This window comes from Micromonospora sp. CNZ303 (assembly GCF_004345505.1).
Genome location: NZ_SLVT01000007.1, coordinates 229,797 through 246,008 on the forward strand (window position 1 = coordinate 229,797; position 16,212 = coordinate 246,008).

Below are 16,212 nucleotides of genomic sequence, written 5' to 3' on the forward strand. Positions count from 1 at the left end.
ACTAGTCCTGTTCGTCAGGCTCGTCGGCATTGCGAGCAATCGCCACGATAGTCACGCCATCCGGAAGGTCCATCAGCTTGACCCCCATTGTGTTCCGGTCACGCGTACGGCGTACAGGCTTCACCGGAGTCCGGATGACACCACCGTTGCTGGTGATCGCGAACAGCTCGTCGTCCGGGTCGATCACCACCGCGCCGACCAGACCACCGCGCCGCTCGGTGATCTTCGCAGTCAGCACGCCCTTACCTCCCCGGCCCTGCACGGGGTATTCCTCGATCGGGGTGCGTTTCGCGTATCCCCCGTTCGTGGCCACCAGGACGTCCAGCCCTTCGCGGACCACCTCCATGGCCAGCAGGACGTCGTCCTCGCTGAAGCGCATGCCGATCACGCCCGAGGTGGCCCGCCCCATCGGGCGCAACGCCTCGTCGCTCGCGTTGAACCGGATCGCCTGCGCGTTCTTCGAGACCAGCAGCAGATCCTCCTCCGGCGCGACGAGCGCCGCCCCGACCAGCTCGTCCTCGTCGCGCAGGTTGATCGCGATGATGCCGCCGGACCGGGGGGAGTCGAACTCCTCGAGCCGAGTCTTCTTCACCAGGCCGTTCTTCGTGGCAAGTACCAGGTAGGGAGCCACCTGGTAGTTCGGAATCTCGATGATCTGCGCGATCTGCTCGTCGGGCTGGAACGCGAGCAGGTTGGCCACGTGCTGGCCCTTGGCCACCCTACTGGCCTCCGGCAGTTCGTACGCCTTCGCCCGGTAGACGCGCCCCTTGTTGGTGAAGAAGAGCATCCAGTCGTGGGTCGAGCATACGAAGAAGTGGCTGACGATGTCGTCCTGTCGAAGCGTCGCCCCGCTGACACCCTTGCCGCCACGACGCTGTGACCTGTAGAGGTCGACCTTGGTCCGCTTCGCGTAACCCGTGCGGGTGATCGTGACCACCACGTCCTCGCGGGCGATGAGGTCCTCCATGGAGACCTCGCCCTCGAACGGCACGATCTTGGTGCGCCGCTCGTCGCCCCACTTCGCGACGATCTCGCCCAGCTCCTCGGAGACGATCCTGCGCTGCCGCTCGGGCTTGGCGAGGATGTCCTTGAGGTCGGCGATCTCCACCTCCAGCTTGGCCAGGTCGTCGAGGATCCGCTGCCGCTCCAGCGCGGCGAGCCGGCGCAGTTGCATGTCGAGGATCGCGGTCGCCTGGATCTCGTCGATCTCCAGCAGCCGGATCAGGCCCTGCCGGGCGTCCTCGACCGTGGGCGAGCGCCGGATCAGGGCGATCACCTCGTCGAGGGCGTCCAGCGCCTTGGACAGGCCGCGCAGGATGTGCGCCCGCTCCTCCGCCTTGCGCAGCCGGAACGCCGTCCGCCGGCGGATCACGTCGATCTGGTGCTCGACGTAGTAGCGGATGAACTGGGCCAGGTTGAGCGTGCGCGGCACCCCGTCGACCAGCGCCAGCATGTTGGCGCCGAAGGTCTCCTGGAGCTGGGTGTGCTTGTAGAGGTTGTTCAGCACCACCTTGGCGACCGCGTCGCGCTTGAGCACGAGCACGATCCGCATGCCCGTACGCCCGGAGGACTCGTCGCGGATGTCGGCGATGCCGGCGAGCTTGCCCTCCTTGATCAGCTCGGCGATCCGCTCGGCCAGGTTGTCCGGGTTCACCTGGTAGGGCAGTTCGCTGACGACCAGGCAGGGGCGGCCCCGCTTGTCCTCCTCGACCTCCACCACGGCCCGCATCCGGATCGACCCGCGCCCGGTGCGGTACGCGTCCTGGATCGCCTGCGTGCCCACAATCAGGCCGTGGGTGGGGAAGTCCGGCCCCTTGACGATCTCCAGCAGCGCGTCGAGGGTGGTGGCCTCGTCCTCCTCCGGGTGCTCCAGGCACCACTGCACGGCCGCGCCGATCTCGCGCAGGTTGTGCGGCGGGATCTTGGTGGCCATGCCGACCGCGATGCCCTCGGAGCCGTTGACGAGCAGGTTCGGGATCCGCGACGGCAGGATGGTGGGCTCCTTGGCCCGGCCGTCGTAGTTGTCCTGAAGGTCGACGGTGTCCTCGTCGATGTCCCGCAGCATCTCCATGGCCAGCGGGTCGAGCTTGCATTCGGTATATCTCATCGCCGCAGCAGGATCGTTGCCCGGCGAGCCGAAGTTGCCGTTGCCGTCGACCAGCGGGTAGCGCAGCGACCAGGGCTGCGCCATCCGGACCAGCGCGTCGTAGATCGCCGAGTCGCCGTGCGGGTGGAACTGACCCATCACGTCGCCGACCACGCGGGAGCACTTCACGTAGCCCCGGTCCGGCCGGTAGCCGGAGTCGAACATGGCGTAGAGGATCTTGCGGTGGACCGGCTTGAGCCCGTCCCGGACGTCCGGCAGCGCCCGCCCGACGATGACGCTCATCGCGTAGTCGAGGTAGGAGCGCTGCATCTCCACCTCGAGCCCGACCGGTTCGATGCGGTCGTGCGCGACGACGGCGGCGACGGTCTCCGGGAGCTCGGGCTCGTTGGGTGTGGACTCGGGGATATCGGTCACTGTTAACCCTTATCAGACTCAGAGTCGTTTTCGTGCTGTGGATAACGGCTGTGGATACCGGCCGCGCTGTGGATAACTCTGTGGACAGGCGGGTCGGCCGGTGGATGACCGGCCGACCCGCCGGGACCCGTCAGATGTCCAGGAACCGGACGTCCTTGGCGTTGCGCTGGATGAACGAGCGGCGCGCCTCGACGTCCTCACCCATCAGCACGCTGAACAACTCGTCGGCGGTGGCCGCGTCGTCGAGCGTGACCTGACGCAGCGTACGCGTTGCCGGGTTCATCGTGGTCTCCCACAGTTCGGGGTAGTTCATCTCGCCGAGGCCCTTGAACCGCTGGATGTCGTCCGGCTTCGCGTTCGGCTTCTTCTGCTGGCGCAGCGCGATCAGGCCGTCCCGCTCGCGGTCCGAGTACGCGTACTGCGCGTCGTCGCCGCGCTTGTTCCACTTGATCTTGTAGAGCGGCGGGGCGGCCAGGTAGACGTGCCCCATCTCGACCAGCGGGCGCATGAAGCGGAAGAGCAGCGTGAGCAGCAGCGTCTGGATGTGCTGGCCGTCGACGTCGGCGTCGGCCATCAGCACCACCTTGTGGTAGCGCAGCTTCTCCATGTCGAAGTCGTCGTGGATGCCGGTGCCCAGCGCGGTGATCAGCGCCTGGACCTCGTTGTTCTTCAGCACCCGGTCGATCCGGGCCTTCTCCACGTTGAGGATCTTGCCGCGGATCGGCAGGATCGCCTGGGTCCGCGGGTCGCGGCCCTGCTTGGCCGAGCCGCCGGCCGAGTCGCCCTCGACGATGAAGACCTCGGACTCGCGCGGGTCGGTGGACTGGCAGTCGGCCAGCTTGCCCGGCATCGAGCCGGACTCCAGCAGGGACTTGCGCCGGGCGAGCTTGCGCGCCTGCTGGGCGGCGATCCGGGCCCGGGCGGCCTGGGACGCCTTCTGGATGATGATCTTCGCCTCGGCCGGGTTGCGGTCGAACCAGTCGACCAGCCACTCGTTGCAGACGCGCTGCACGAAGCTCTTCACCGGGGTGTTGCCCAGCTTGGTCTTGGTCTGGCCCTCGAACTGCGGGTTGGCCAGCTTGACCGAGATGATCGCGGCCAGGCCCTCGCGGATGTCCTCGCCGGAGAGCTTCTCGTCGCCCTTGAGCAGCTTCTTGTCGGTGCCGTAGCGGTTGACGACACTGGTCAGCGCGGCCCGGAAGCCCTCCTCGTGGGTGCCGCCCTCGTGGGTGTTGATCGTGTTGGCGAAGGTGTAGACCGACTCGCCGTAGGACTCGTTCCACTGCATGGCGATCTCGACCGACATGCCCTCCTCCTCGGCGCCGAACTCGACCACGGTCTTGTGGATCGGGTTCTTCGAGGCGTTGAGGTGCCGGACGAAGTCGGCGATGCCGCCCTTGTAGCAGAAGGTGACCTCGCGCTGGCGGCCGTCCTCCTCCTCCGGGACCCGCTCGTCAAGCAGGTGGATGGTGAGGCCCCGGTTGAGGAAGGCCATCTCCTGGAGCCGCCGGTAGATCGTCTGGAAGTCGAAGTCGACCGTCTCGAACACGTCGGCGTCGGGCCAGAAGGCCACCGCGGAGCCGGTGCGGTCGGTCGACTCGCCCTTCTCCAGCGGGGTCGGCTTGGAGTTGTGGTACTGCTGCCGCCAGACGAAGCCGGACTTGTGGATCTCCACCGCCATCTTGGTGGAGAGGGCGTTCACCACGGAGACGCCGACGCCGTGCAGACCGCCGGAGACCGCGTACGCCTTGCCGTCGAACTTGCCGCCCGCGTGCAGCACGGTCAGCGCCACCTCGACACCCGGCTTCTTCAGCTTCGGGTGCAGGTCGACCGGGAAACCCCGGCCGTTGTCGGTGACCCGGACCCCGCCGTCGGCGAGCAGCACCACGTCGATGGTGTCGCAGTGGCCGGCCAGCGCCTCGTCCACCGCGTTGTCGACGACCTCCCACACCAGGTGGTGCAGACCGCGCTCACCGGTCGACCCGATGTACATACCGGGGCGCTTCCGGACCGCCTCCAGCCCTTCGAGAACGGTGATCGACCCGGCGCCGTACTCCTGCTTGTCCTGCGCTGCCACCTTCGGCCACTTTCTCGCGCCGTCCGCGCCTGGTGGCGCGTCGGGCGCGGGTTCGGCGGACAGGACGCGACGTCGACGCGCAGACCGGCACCGGGGACAATTCCGGGGTACGGGTCGAACGCGCCGGTCGCCGCGGTTGCCCGCGGATCGCGATCGGCTCGACCCGACGTGGACAATGATCGCGGGCCCCGCTCCGGGCCCGTGTCTCGTCGCTCCGCACCGGGTCTTCGTCTCAGGCTCAATCTTACTGTGCGCGGACGACAGAACCACCACTCGGCACCCCTGCGAGGCGGCTGAGACCGACGTAGCCGGCCGAACCGCGCCGCCCGCGACTCCCCCTACACGCCAGGGGGCGATCGAGGGCGGCGCCGCCTGACGATCGGTGCCGGTCGGACGGCGGGGACGCCACCGCCGCCACGCCGTCGGCCCGGCCTTGATCTTTTCGGGCCGGAACCGGACGATCGAGCCGATACGAACTATCCGTGCTCTCGAAGAGGTGACGCCCGATGGGGCTGGACAACGTCGCGGTGCAGTGGCCGCGGACCGGCCGCTTCTACGATCCGGTCGCGCCGGCCGAGTTCGTCGACTTCGGCGACATCGTCGACATGCCCCGCATCTCCGCGCCCACCGCGGCGCTCGCCGAGCTGATCGCCAAGACCGGCACCGTGCGGGCGACGGCGTACACCGAACTGGTCGACCTCCTGCTCGGCCTGGAGGGTGTGCTCTACGCCACTGACGCGGCGGCCGAGGACGAGGATCCGGTGATCGATCCCGACGGCTGCGCCTGGGTCGCCGGCGGCATCGAGCGGTTCGTGACGGGCCACCGCCCGCACGGCGAGGCCGTCACCTTCGACTCGGTGAGCCAGGTGCTGCGGTCGCTGCTCGCCGACGGGCGGTTGGCCGAGCAGCAGCTGCGCTGGCTCGACAGCCGCCTGGACGCGCTGCGCGACGAGAGCGGCGAGCCGCCGCAGTGGAACTTCACCTGCGCCGAGCTGGCCGTGCTGGCGGCCTTCTACCGGCGCTGCGCCGACCGCGGCTTCGCCGTCTACGCCGACGCCTGACCCCTCTCGGCGGCGGACCCGCGGTTGGCGGCGTCGATGACCCGGGTCAGCACGGCGTGCAGGTGGCGCAGGTCTTCGACCGGCATGCCGAGCCGTTCGACGATCGCGGGCGGGATCTGCTCGGCCCGCGCCCGCAGCGCCTGGCCGGCGGCGGTCAGCGTCACCGCGAGGCTCCGCTCGTCGGCGGGGTCGCGCTCGCGCCGGACGTAGCCGGTCGCCTCCAGCCGCTTGAGCAGGGGCGACAACGTGCCGGGATCGAGCTGGAGCAGGCGGCTGAGGTCGCGTACGGACAGCGGCGCGTGTTGCCAGAGGGCGAGCATCACCAGGTACTGCGGATGGGTGAGCCCCATCGGCTCCAGCAGCGGCCGGTAGACGGCGACGACGCCGCGCGCGGCGACGGAGAGCGCGAAGCACACCTGCTCTTCCAGCGCCAGGGGATCCCCGTCGGGCTGGTCGGTCACGGGCGGGCCTCCTCGTCGTCGTTGCGAGCGTACCAATCATTGGTGTACCAATGGTTTGCACGCCAATCGTTCCCGTCGCACCGGAGGCCAGGCGATGACCGAGGAGAAGCCCACCCCGAAGGCCCCGGGCGAGGGCGGCCGCCTGATGGCCTGGGCGTTCCGGCGCCTCGCCGGCCCGCCGGAGGTCCAGGGCGCGGTGCAGGGCGGCTCGAACCACGCCCGGGAGGCGTGGAAGCGGGACCTGGAGCGACGCAAGCAGTGGAGCCGCGAGCAGCGGGAGCGCAAGCGCGCCGAGCGGGAGGCCCGGCGCGAGGGTCGCTGACCGTCAGCCGTAGGTGTCCCGCGGGCCGCGACCACGGACCCGGCGCGGGCCCTTCGACCAGGAGGGCGCGGCCGGGCCGTGGATGTGCAGCTTGCGCACCACGTTGTGGCCGACCTCGCTGGCGATCTGCTTGAGCAGCGAGCCGGCCAGCAGCCGCAGCTGGGTGGCCCACGCGGTCGAGCGGGCCTCCACGGTCAGCTCGCCGTCCTCCAGCTTCACCGGCCGGCTGTGCTGGGCCACCTCCGGGCCCACCACCCGCTCCCAGGCGCCGAACACCGTCGCCTCGGCCGCCGGCTGCTGCCAGCCGCGCGCCTTGACGAGCCGGTTGAGCACCGCGCCGAGCGGCTGCGGATCGCGCGGGTCCGGCCCGGGGCCGGAGTAGCCGCGCAGCCGCCGCTGGCCGTCCTCGCCGTCGCCCCCGCCGGGGGTACGCCGACGCGTGCGGGCCGCCGACTCCCGGCGGGCGCGCGCCGCGTCCAACACGGCCCGCGCCAGCTCCGGGCCGCTCGCCCCGGCCGGCGCGTCGCCGCCCGCCGCGCCGCCGGAGTCGCCGCCGGTCGTTCCGCCGCCACGGCCCGGGCCGAGCCGGGCCGGCGGAAGCTGCTCATCCGGCACGTCGCACCGTCCCCTCGCCCACGGCGTACCGGGCGCCGCGCAGGGACACCGGCACGTCCTCGTCGACCGCGCAGGTCACCAACAGCTGGCTCGCCCCGCCGACCAGCTCCGCCAGCCGCTCCCGCCGCCCGGCGTCCAGTTCGGCGAAGACGTCGTCGAGCACCAACACCGGCTCGATGCCGTCGGAGCGGAGCAGGTCGTAGGCGGCGAGACGCAGCGCCAGGGCGTACGACCAGGACTCGCCGTGGCTCGCGTACCCCTTGGCGGGCAGCGGGCCCAGCGTCAGCGCCAGCTCGTCGCGGTGCGGGCCGACCAGGGTGGTGCCCCGCTCGACCTCGGCGGAGCGGGACTCGGCGAGCGCGGCGGTCAGCGCCGCCGCCAGGGCCTCGCGGTCGGTGGTGGGCTCCGCCAGTTCCACCGACGGCCGGTACGCGATCCCGGCGGCCCCCCGTCCCGCCGCGACAGCGTCGTACGCCTTCGTCACGTGCGGGCCCAGCGCGGCGACCAGTTCCAGCCGGCCGGCGAGCAGTTCGGCGCCGTGTCGGGCCAGGTGGGTGTCCCAGACCGCGAGGGTCGACAGGTCCCCGCCCCGCGACCCGCCCGTCTTGCGGGCCAGGTACGCGGTGCGCAGCAACGCGTTGCGCTGCTTGACCACCCGCTCGTAGTCGGCCCGCACCCCGGCGAACCGGGGCTGACGGCTGACCAGCAGGTCGTCGAGGTAGCGACGGCGCTCGGCCGGGTCGCCCCGGACGAGTTCCAGGTCCTCCGGGGCGAACAGCACGAGCCGGAGCGCGCCGAGGACGTCCCGCGCCCGGCGGGCCGGCGACCGTCCGAGCCGGGCCCGGTTGGCCTTGCCCGGAACGATCTCCAGCTCGACCAGCAGCTCGCGCCCCTCGTGCACGACCGCGCAGCGGATCACCGCCGAGGAGGCGCCCATCCGGACGAGGGGGGCGTCCGTGGCGACCCGGTGCGAATCCAGGGTCGCCACGTAGCCCAGCGCCTCGACCAGGTTCGTCTTGCCGACGCCGTTGGCGCCGATCAGGACGTTCGCCCCCGGCTCCAGGTCCACGCCGACCCGCTCGTACGAGCGGAAGTCGACCAGTTCGAGCCGGCGGACGTACACAGGCTGTGGATACCGGTCAGCGCTTGCGGACGGCGTGGCCGCCGAACTGCTGGCGCAGCGCGGCGACGGCCTTCATGGCGGGCGAGTCGTCCTGGCGGGAGGCGAAGCGGGCGAAGAGCGAGGCGGTGATCACGTTCAGCGGTACGGCCAGCCGGACCGCCTCGTCGACCGTCCAGCGGCCCTCGCCCGTGTCCTCCGTGTAGCCGCTCAGCTCGGCCAGCTCCGGGTCCTCGTCGAGGGCCCGGTCCAGCAGGTCGAGCAGCCAGGAGCGGACCACGGTGCCCTCGCGCCAGGACTTGAACACGCCCGGCACGTTGGTGACCAGCTCGGACTTGGCCAGCAGCTCGTAGCCCTCGGCGTAGGCGTGCATCAGGCCGTACTCGATGCCGTTGTGCACCATCTTGGCGTAGTGCCCGGCGCCGACCGGCCCGGCGTGCACGAAGCCGAACTCGCCTTCCGGCTTCAGCGACTCGAAGATCGGCATGAGCCGGTCGACGTGCTCCTGGGCACCGCCGACCATCAGCGCGTAGCCGTTCTGCCGGCCCCAGACGCCGCCGGAGACGCCGGCGTCGAGGTAGCCGATGCCGCGTTCGTTGAGGCGCTCGGCGCGGGGCGCGTCGTCGCTGAAGCGGGAGTTGCCGCCGTCGATGATGATGTCACCCTCGCCGAGGACGTCGGCAAGCTCGTCGATGGTCGCGTCGGTGACGCCGGCGGGGACCATGACCCAGATCGCGCGGGGCGACTCCAGCTTCTCCGCCAGCTCCGCCAGGGTCGCGACATCGCTCAGCTCCGCGTTGTGGTCGAAGCCGACCACCTCGTGCCCGGCGGCGCGCAACCGCTCGCGCATGTTGCCGCCCATCCGGCCGAGCCCTACCAGGCCGAGCTGCATGTGTTCCTACCTCCGTGCGTCGGGGTCTTCTCGGGGTGCGATCAGCGGGAGACGCGGATCGGCATGATGAGGTACCGGTACCCGGGGATGACCTCGCCATCCTCGCCGGCGGGCGAAATCACCGCGGGCTTGAAGGCGTCGACGAACGAGAGCACGGCGAACTGGGCCCCCAGGTTGGTCAGGCCGTCGATCAGGTACTGGGGGTTGAAGCCGATGGTCAGCGGGTCGCCGGTGAAGGTGGCCTCCATGGCCTCGCTGGCCCGCGCCTCCTCGGTGCCGCCGGCCTCGACCACCAGGCCGTCGGTGCTGAAGCTGAGCAGCACGGGGGTGGTCCGCTCGGCCACCAGGGCGACGCGCTTGACGACCTCGATCAGGGTGCTGACGGGCACCCGTGCCTCGGCGTTGTGGCTGGCCGGGAAGAGCGAGCGCACCGGCGGGTAGTTCGCGCCGTCGAGCAGCCGGCTGGTGGTGCGCCGGGTGCCGCCGGCAAAGCCGATCATCCCCTCGCCGGCCGCGCCCTGGGAGAGCGCCATGACGACCTGGCCGCCGATCGGGCCGAGGGCCTTGGCGGTGTCGTGCAGCGTCCGGGCCGGCACCAGGGCGTTGACGCTCACCTCGGGGTCGTCCGGGTTCCACTCCATCTCGCGCAGGGCCAGCCGGTAGCGGTCGGTGGCGAGCATGGCCAGCGTGCCGCCGGAGAGCTCGATGCGTACGCCGGTCATCATCGGCAGCGTCTCGTCGCGCCCGGCGGCGATGGCCACCTGGGCGACCGCGGCGGCGAAGGCGGCGGCGTCGACGGTGCCGGTGCTCTCCGGCATCTCCGGCAGGGACGGGTAGTCCTCGACCGGCATGGTGGGCAGGGTGAACCGGGCGCTGCCGCAGACCAGCTCGAGGTGCGCGCCGACGGCGGCGATGTCCACCGGCTTGGCGGGCAGTGCCTTGGTGATCTCGGCCAGCAGCCGGCCGGAGACCAGGGCGGCGCCGTCGGCGTCCCCCTGCACCTCGACGGTCACCTGGCTGGAGACCTCGTAGTCGAAGCCCGAAACCTGCAGGTTGCCGTCGGTGACGCGCAGCATCACGCCGGCGAGCACCGGTACGGACGGCCGGTTGGGCAGGCTCTTCGCGGTCCAGGCCACGGCCTCGGCGAGCGCGTCGCGCTCCACTCGGAACTTCATCAATGCCTCCGCGTCGACGTCAGCGACAACTCTCTCATGCCGACCGCTGCCTACCGACCCGCCTGTCCGTGCGGGTACCCATCGCACCTTAGGGCGCGTGGGCATCGGCTGTGCGCCCGACCCCGTGGACTCCTGGTGCCGGGAGGCCGTCCACGACGGCGTTCCGGCCAATCCACAGGAAGTCCAACGGTGATGATTGGTTTTTGTTCTCTTAGAAGAGATAACTCGTCATCTTCATCGCACCTGTGCAAACTGTGGAGAACCCGCGTTTGCGCAGCTCAGACACGTTATCCACCGGTGGTTTACCTGTGGAGAACCCGGGGTATAACTAGCGTCCCGGTCCACAGGCGGCCGGCGCCCCCAGGTTGTCCACCGTCGTCCACCGGTTATCCACCGGTTATCCACCGACTTTCTCCCCAGACCTGTGGACAGGCGGAAGCCGCGGCGACGGCGTCATCCCCAGAACCTTCAACAGGTTTCCCACAGGCCGGCCGTCTTCGGTGGACAACGACCCGGTTGTCCCCAGGCGTCCACAGGCCGTCCCCAGGGTTTGTCCACAACCTGTGGGTAACCGGAGCGTGGACGGACCGTAGTTTCCCACAGCCTGTGGACAACGAGATGTGGACAACGATCGGGGCGGTGGACGGTCACGGCTCAGATGCTGTGGCCTAGACCATGTCGAGGGTCAAGCCGGGACCGGCTGTGGAGGACGAAAAAGCGCCCGACCGATGATCCGGTCGGGCGCGTCCGTGGGCCGTCGCTCAGGTGTTCTGCTTGATCCGGTTGGTCAGCTCGGCGATCTGGTTGTAGAGCGACCGGCGCTCGGCCATCTGCTGGCGGATCTTGCGGTCGGCGTGCATCACCGTCGTGTGGTCCCGGCCGCCGAAGGCCTGCCCGATGCGGGGCAGCGACAGGTCGGTCAGCTCCCGGCACAGGTACATGGCCACCTGACGGGCGTTCACCAGCACCCGGGAGCGGGAGTGGCCGCGCAGGTCCTCCAGGCTGACCCCGAAGTAGTCGGCGGTGGAGACCATGATCTGGTCGGCGGTGATTTCCGGCCCGGCGCCGTCCGGGATGAAGTCCCGCAGCACCTCCTCGGCCAGCGCCAGCTCGACCGTCGAGCGGGTCAGGCTGGCGAACGCCGTCACCCGGATCAGCGCGCCCTCCAGCTCCCGGATCGAGTTCGACACCCGCGAGGCGATGAACTCCAGCACGTCCGGCGGGGCGTAGAGGCGCTCCTGCGCCGCCTTCTTCTGCAGGATCGCGATCCGCGTCTCCAGGTCCGGCGGCTGGATGTCGGCGAGCAGTCCCCACTCGAAGCGGGTACGCAGCCGGTCCTCCAGGGTCGCGAGCTGCTTCGGCGACCGGTCCGAGGTGATCACGATTTGCTTGTTGGCGTTGTGCAGGGTGTTGAACGTGTGGAAGAACTCCTCCTGCGTACGCTCGCGGTTCTCCAGGAACTGGATGTCGTCGATCAGCAGGATGTCGACGTCGCGGTAGCGCCGCTGGAACGCACTGGTCTTGTCGTCCCGGAGCGAGTTGATGAAGTCGTTGGTGAACTCCTCGGTGGAGACGTACCGCACCGAGCGCGCGTTGCCCAGCGTCGTGGCGTAGTGCCCGATGGCGTGCAGCAGGTGCGTCTTGCCCAGCCCCGAGCTGCCGTAGATGAACAGCGGGTTGTACGCCTTCGCCGGCGACTCGGCGACCGCGACGCTCGCCGCGTGGGCGAAGCGGTTGGACGAGCCGATGACGAACGTCTCGAACATGTACTTCGGGTTGAGCCGGTTGCCCCCGCCGTCGACGCCGGGCATGCGGCGGTCGTCACGGCCGCCGGGGCGGTGGTGATCCGCGCCACCCCGCCCGGGCCCGTTGTCCGTGCCGGTGTCGCGGGGCAGCGCCCGGATCACGTGCTGGTCCCGGGGGGAGACGGCGTCCTCGCGGTAGCGCGGCTCGTACCCCCGGGTGTCGGCGGCCGGCGGGTCCAGCCGGGCGGCCTGCTCGTCGTAGCCCCGGCGCTCGGACGGGTGCCGCGGCGGCCCCGACCGGTCGGGGCGCGGCGGCTCGGCGAAGGCGGTGCTGAACAGCGCCTCCTGCCCGTCCCGGTCGTCCGGCCGGTGCCCGTCGTCGCCCGGCGACGACGCGTCGGGCCGGCGCCGGGGGTGCGCCTGCTCGGGGATGAGCGGCGACTGTCCGGCGTCGTGGTCCCCGCCGTCGCGCTGCCCGGGCAACCCGTCGTAGCCGGCGTCGGCGTAGCTGGGCGGCCCGCCGTCGTGGTCGGCCGGCCCCGGCTCCGGAACACTGCGGTAGACGGTCCCCGCCGGGCGGCCGGAACCGTCCTCGGGCAGGCGTACGGTCACCGCGACCTGGATCGGCCGGCCCAGTCGGCGGGTGAGCGCCTCCGTGATCGCCGGGCGCAGGCGGGACTCGATCACGTCCCGGGTGAAGGCGTCCGGGACGGAGAGCAGCGCCGTGTCCTCGACGATGGCCCGCAGCCGGGTCAGCCGCAGGTACGCCCGCTGCTGCGCGGAGATGATCTCGTCGGCGAGCTCGTCGGTCGTTGCTGTCCACACCGCGGCAAGGTCGGTCGTACCGGTCACCGTCGTGCCACCCCCTCGCCTCTGCTCCGCCGACGCCGCCGTCTTCTCCGGTCGGCCGTCCCGGGCCCGCCGCGTGAGCGCGGGTGGAACGACACCCACCGGACGGCCGACCGGTCCCTCGTCCACAAGTTATCCACAGCCTGTGTACGCACCGATTGTGGCCGCCCGCCGGACGCGGGTCGGACCTGCCCCCTGCCTGAACGGGCGCTGAAGCGGGTTCACCGTGCCGAACGATTCACTACCTTGTCCGGTCTTGCCCGCCGGCGACGACCGGACCTTTCGACGCTGACCGCAATCGGGCACGGTAACAGCGTTGTCGGCGCGCCATCAACCGCCGACGCGCGGCGACCCTCGCCGACATCAGCGAAAACCGCCGCTCCGGCCGTTGGGAGGGCCCGGTGTCCGCCCTGCTGAGGGTGTTTGACGGTGGTTGCCGCCCTGCGTAGGCTGGAACGGCTGCTCTCACGCCCTCTGCTAGGGTGTTAGGTGCTTGCTGCCCGCGGTCGCTTCCCCGCATCGCCGAGGTCCCGCGCCGCCGGGCAGCACCGATCGGGGGCCACCGCCGAGGTGGCCTGGACCACCACACGATCCCGGCGACCCCTCGCCCGGGGCGTACGAAAACGGAGAGCCTGACGTGAGCAAGCGCACCTACCAGCCGAACAACCGCCGGCGCGCGAAGACCCACGGCTTCCGGCTGCGCATGCGCACCCGTGCCGGCCGCGCCATCCTTTCGACCCGTCGCTCCAAGGGCCGCGCCCGACTGTCGGCCTGAGGCCGACCGGGGCAGGTCCGGGGGACGTGGGCAGTCGTGCTGGCGGCCGCACAGCGACTGCGGCGCAGCACTGACTTCGCCGCAGCGGTCCGCGGTGGTCGACGTGCCGGCCGTGGTGCGGTCGTCGTCCATCTGAGCCTGCCGACAACCCCCGACGCCGCGACAGCAACCTCGCCGGAGCCGGCGCGGAGCAGCGGTGCGGAGCAACCCTCCGCACCGGCCCGCGCCGGCTTCGTCGTGTCCAAGGCCGTCGGGAACGCCGTGGTCCGCAACCGGGTCCGGCGTCGCCTGCGGCATCTGGTCCGCGAGCGGCTGGCGGCTCTGCCCGCGGGAAGCACCCTGGTCGTACGCGCGCAGCCCGCTGCAGCCGACGCCTCGTACCCGCGACTCGGCGCCGACCTGGACGCGGCGATCGTCGCCGCGAAGGCGCCCCGCGGGCGGCGGTCCCGGTGACCAGCGGACCGGCCGGGCCCCGGCCGACGACGATCGGTGCCCGGGTGCTGAGCGGGCCCGTCATCGCGTACCGTCGGTGGATAAGTCCGGCTCTGCCGGCCCGCTGTCGGTTCTACCCGTCGTGCAGTGCCTACGCCCTGGAAGCGGTGGCGGTGCACGGCGCGATCCGGGGAGCTGGCCTGACGGCCCGGCGGCTGTTGCGCTGCCACCCCTTTCACCCAGGTGGACACGACCCGGTGCCGAAGCCGGGCGGCCGCCGCCGCGCCGATGTGACTGGAGCCTGAGAATTGAGTCTCGACTGGATCTACTACGCGATTTCGTGGATCCTGCTGGTCTGGCACGGGGCCTGGGACTTCGTCGGGGTGCCGGATCCGGCGGTGATCGGCACCAACTGGGCCTGGATCCTCGCCATCATCTTCCTGGTGGTCACCGTCCGGGTGATCCTCTTCCCCGTCTTCGTCAAGCAGATCAAGTCGCAGCGGGCGATGCAGGCGCTTCAGCCACAGGTGAAGGCCCTGCAGGAGAAGCACAAGGGTGACCGGGAGACGCTCCAGAAAGAGATGATGGAGCTCTACCGGAAGGAAAAGGCCAACCCGCTCATGGGCTGCCTTCCGATGTTCCTCCAGATTCCCGTGTTCCTGGGCCTCTTCCACGTGCTCCGCCGGCTCAACCCGGACAAGAGCGAGGCCGGTAAGACCCTCTACGGCTGGACGATCAGCCAGTTCGAGAGCGCCTCGTCCGCGAAGCTCTTCACCGCCCCGATCGCCGGCAAGTTCGGCTCCACCGCCGAGGAGCTGACGCGGCTCGGCGCCAACGGCACCACCGTGAAGATCATCGCCGGGATCCTCGTCCTGGTGATGATGGGCACCACCTACCTCACCAGCCGCCAGATGATCCTCAAGACCGGCTGGGCCGAGGACCCGCAGCAGCGGATGATCCAGAAGCTGATGCTCTACGGCATCCCGCTGTCGCTGCTCATCTCCGGCGCCATCTTCCCCATCGGTGTGATCATCTACTGGGTCACCAACAACCTCTTCACCCTGGCGCAGCAGCAGTGGGTGCTGCGGAAGTTCCCACCGCCGCCCACCGCTACCAGCAAGCCGGGCGCCTCGTCCCGCAACCCGGTGCAGCCGGCGAAGACGGGCGGCCTGCTGGGCCGCACCAAGTCGGCCCCCCCGGCCCCGGCCAAGCCGGTCGCTCCGAAGGTCGCCGGCCCCAAGCCGGGCGCCAAGCCGGTCAACCCGAAGAAGGGCCCCGCCAAGCGGCAGGGCTGAGAACGTCCGGGCCGCCGCCGGGAGACCGGCGGCGGCCCGTTCCGCACCGCGCAGCCGCCGTACGGTCGGCGCCGGGCGGAACGGCCGCGCGCGGCGCGGCCACGGGCGAGACTGCCCGTACGACAGACGTGCCCGTGGGCACCGGCGACCTCCCGCCGGCCCCGGGAAACCAGCGGACCCGACGGTCCGGCCGAGCGACTACGGAGATGAGACCGTGACCGACACCAGCACCCCCCGCGCCGACGAGTCCCTGGACGAGGAGGGGACCGAGCCGACCGCGGTGAACGGCGAGACCGAGGAGACCGACGAGGAGTCGGGCACCCGGGAGAAGAAGACCGTCGGCGAGAGCGAGCTGTTCCGGCAGAGCGAGATCGCGGCCGACTACGTCGAGGGTCTGCTCGACATCCTCGACTACGACGGCGACATCGACGAACTGGTCTCCGCCGGTCGTCCCGTCGTCGAGGTGGTCGGCGGCCGGCTGCAGAACCTCGTCGGCCAGCGCGGCGCCACCCTGGAGGCGCTCCAGGAGCTCGCCCGGCTGGCCGTCTTCCGGCAGACCGGCACCCCGAGCCGGCTGCTGCTCGACGTCGGCGGCTACCGGGCGACCCGCCGCAAGGAACTCGCCGCCGTCGCCAAGAACGCCGTGGAGAAGGTCAAGGAGCACGGCGAGCCCGTGCGCCTGGAGCCGATGTCCGCGTTCGAGCGCAAGTGCGTGCACGACGTGGTCAACGCGATGAGCGGCGTGGAGAGCGAGTCCGAGGGCGTCGAGCCGAACCGGCGCATCATCGTCCGGCCGGCGGACTGACCGGGTGACCCACGACGACACCACGGCCGGTGCCGTGGACGGCCCGGGTGGCACGCCGCCCGGGCCG

15 protein-coding genes are annotated in these 16,212 nt (G+C 70.9%); 7 read left to right on the plus strand and 8 right to left on the minus strand.

Annotated elements, in window-relative coordinates; translation table 11 throughout:
• Position 1 precedes the first annotated feature (1 nt).
• Positions 2 to 2,521, minus strand: coding sequence for a DNA gyrase subunit A (gene gyrA / locus EV374_RS14215; RefSeq protein ID WP_132235435.1), 2,520 nt, complete (start codon positions 2,519 to 2,521; stop codon positions 2 to 4).
• A 130-nt stretch (positions 2,522 to 2,651) separates the two neighbouring features.
• Positions 2,652 to 4,598 carry a DNA topoisomerase (ATP-hydrolyzing) subunit B gene (gyrB, locus tag EV374_RS14220; RefSeq protein ID WP_132235437.1) on the minus strand — a complete coding sequence of 649 codons (1,947 nt, stop codon included), beginning with the start codon at positions 4,596 to 4,598 and terminating at the stop codon, positions 2,652 to 2,654.
• 506 nt (positions 4,599 to 5,104) lie between these two features.
• Between gyrB and EV374_RS14230 the strand changes: the two genes are divergently transcribed.
• Complete coding sequence (locus EV374_RS14230; protein WP_132235441.1) at positions 5,105 to 5,659, plus strand: hypothetical protein; 555 nt, start codon at positions 5,105 to 5,107, stop codon at positions 5,657 to 5,659.
• Here EV374_RS14230 and EV374_RS14235 read toward each other — a convergent pair.
• On the minus strand, positions 5,644 to 6,120 hold the full coding sequence (locus EV374_RS14235) for a MarR family transcriptional regulator (RefSeq protein ID WP_132235443.1): 477 nt from the start codon (positions 6,118 to 6,120) through the stop codon (positions 5,644 to 5,646). The genes EV374_RS14230 and EV374_RS14235 overlap by 16 nt on opposite strands.
• 94 nt (positions 6,121 to 6,214) lie before the next feature.
• On the opposite strand from EV374_RS14235, the gene EV374_RS14240 reads away from it, so the two are divergent.
• The gene (locus tag EV374_RS14240) at positions 6,215 to 6,442 is read left to right on the plus strand and encodes a hypothetical protein (RefSeq protein WP_132235445.1); all 228 of its coding nucleotides are present in this window, start codon (positions 6,215 to 6,217) and stop codon (positions 6,440 to 6,442) included.
• Between the two features lie 3 nt (positions 6,443 to 6,445).
• Here EV374_RS14240 and EV374_RS14245 read toward each other — a convergent pair whose 3' ends face one another.
• The 5 genes from EV374_RS14245 to dnaA form a co-directional block, all read right to left on the minus strand.
• On the minus strand, positions 6,446 to 7,057 hold the full coding sequence (locus tag EV374_RS14245) for a DciA family protein (protein WP_132235447.1): 612 nt from the start codon (positions 7,055 to 7,057) through the stop codon (positions 6,446 to 6,448).
• Positions 7,047 to 8,180 carry a DNA replication/repair protein RecF gene (recF, locus tag EV374_RS14250; protein WP_132235449.1) on the minus strand — a complete coding sequence of 378 codons (1,134 nt, stop codon included), beginning with the start codon at positions 8,178 to 8,180 and terminating at the stop codon, positions 7,047 to 7,049. Before recF ends, EV374_RS14245 begins: the two co-directional genes overlap by 11 nt.
• Before the next feature lie 16 nt (positions 8,181 to 8,196).
• Positions 8,197 to 9,069: a phosphogluconate dehydrogenase (NAD(+)-dependent, decarboxylating) gene (gene gnd, locus EV374_RS14255; protein WP_132235451.1), complete on the minus strand. Its 873-nt coding sequence runs from the start codon at positions 9,067 to 9,069 to the stop codon at positions 8,197 to 8,199.
• 41 nt (positions 9,070 to 9,110) lie between these two features.
• Positions 9,111 to 10,244 (minus strand): DNA polymerase III subunit beta, encoded by a 1,134-nt coding sequence (gene dnaN / locus EV374_RS14260; RefSeq protein WP_132235453.1) that lies wholly within the window; start codon positions 10,242 to 10,244, stop codon positions 9,111 to 9,113.
• Positions 10,245 to 11,005: 761 nt separating this feature from the next.
• Positions 11,006 to 12,841, minus strand: a complete 1,836-nt coding sequence (gene dnaA, locus EV374_RS14265; RefSeq protein ID WP_132235455.1) for a chromosomal replication initiator protein DnaA — start codon at positions 12,839 to 12,841, stop codon at positions 11,006 to 11,008.
• Positions 12,842 to 13,475: 634 nt separating this feature from the next.
• Here dnaA and rpmH point away from each other — a divergent pair.
• The 5 genes from rpmH to EV374_RS14290 all read left to right on the plus strand — a co-directional run bounded on the left by rpmH (position 13,476) and on the right by EV374_RS14290 (position 16,145).
• On the plus strand, positions 13,476 to 13,613 hold the full coding sequence (gene rpmH, locus EV374_RS14270) for a 50S ribosomal protein L34 (protein WP_089002791.1): 138 nt from the start codon (positions 13,476 to 13,478) through the stop codon (positions 13,611 to 13,613).
• Positions 13,614 to 13,649: 36 nt separating this feature from the next.
• On the plus strand, positions 13,650 to 14,066 hold the full coding sequence (rnpA, locus tag EV374_RS14275; protein ID WP_132235457.1) for a ribonuclease P protein component: 417 nt from the start codon (positions 13,650 to 13,652) through the stop codon (positions 14,064 to 14,066).
• Between the two features lie 44 nt (positions 14,067 to 14,110).
• Positions 14,111 to 14,350 (plus strand): membrane protein insertion efficiency factor YidD, encoded by a 240-nt coding sequence (gene yidD, locus EV374_RS14280; RefSeq protein WP_207914193.1) that lies wholly within the window; start codon positions 14,111 to 14,113, stop codon positions 14,348 to 14,350.
• A gap of 3 nt (positions 14,351 to 14,353) precedes the next feature.
• Positions 14,354 to 15,340: a membrane protein insertase YidC gene (yidC, locus tag EV374_RS14285; protein ID WP_132235461.1), complete on the plus strand. Its 987-nt coding sequence runs from the start codon at positions 14,354 to 14,356 to the stop codon at positions 15,338 to 15,340.
• A gap of 214 nt (positions 15,341 to 15,554) precedes the next feature.
• On the plus strand, positions 15,555 to 16,145 hold the full coding sequence (locus EV374_RS14290) for a R3H domain-containing nucleic acid-binding protein (RefSeq protein ID WP_132235463.1): 591 nt from the start codon (positions 15,555 to 15,557) through the stop codon (positions 16,143 to 16,145).
• Positions 16,146 to 16,212 lie beyond the last annotated feature (67 nt).

What these genes read in the sequence shown, in the direction of transcription:
- EV374_RS14230 (WP_132235441.1), top strand. Translation starts at nt 5,105, where the DNA reads ATGGGGCTGGACAACGTCGCGGTGCAGTGGCCGCGGACCGGCCGCTTC.
- EV374_RS14240 (WP_132235445.1), top strand. Translation starts at nt 6,215, where the DNA reads ATGACCGAGGAGAAGCCCACCCCGAAGGCCCCGGGCGAGGGCGGCCGC.
- gnd (WP_132235451.1), bottom strand. Translation starts at nt 9,069, where the DNA reads ATGCAGCTCGGCCTGGTAGGGCTCGGCCGGATGGGCGGCAACATGCGC.
- dnaN (WP_132235453.1), bottom strand. Translation starts at nt 10,244, where the DNA reads ATGAAGTTCCGAGTGGAGCGCGACGCGCTCGCCGAGGCCGTGGCCTGG.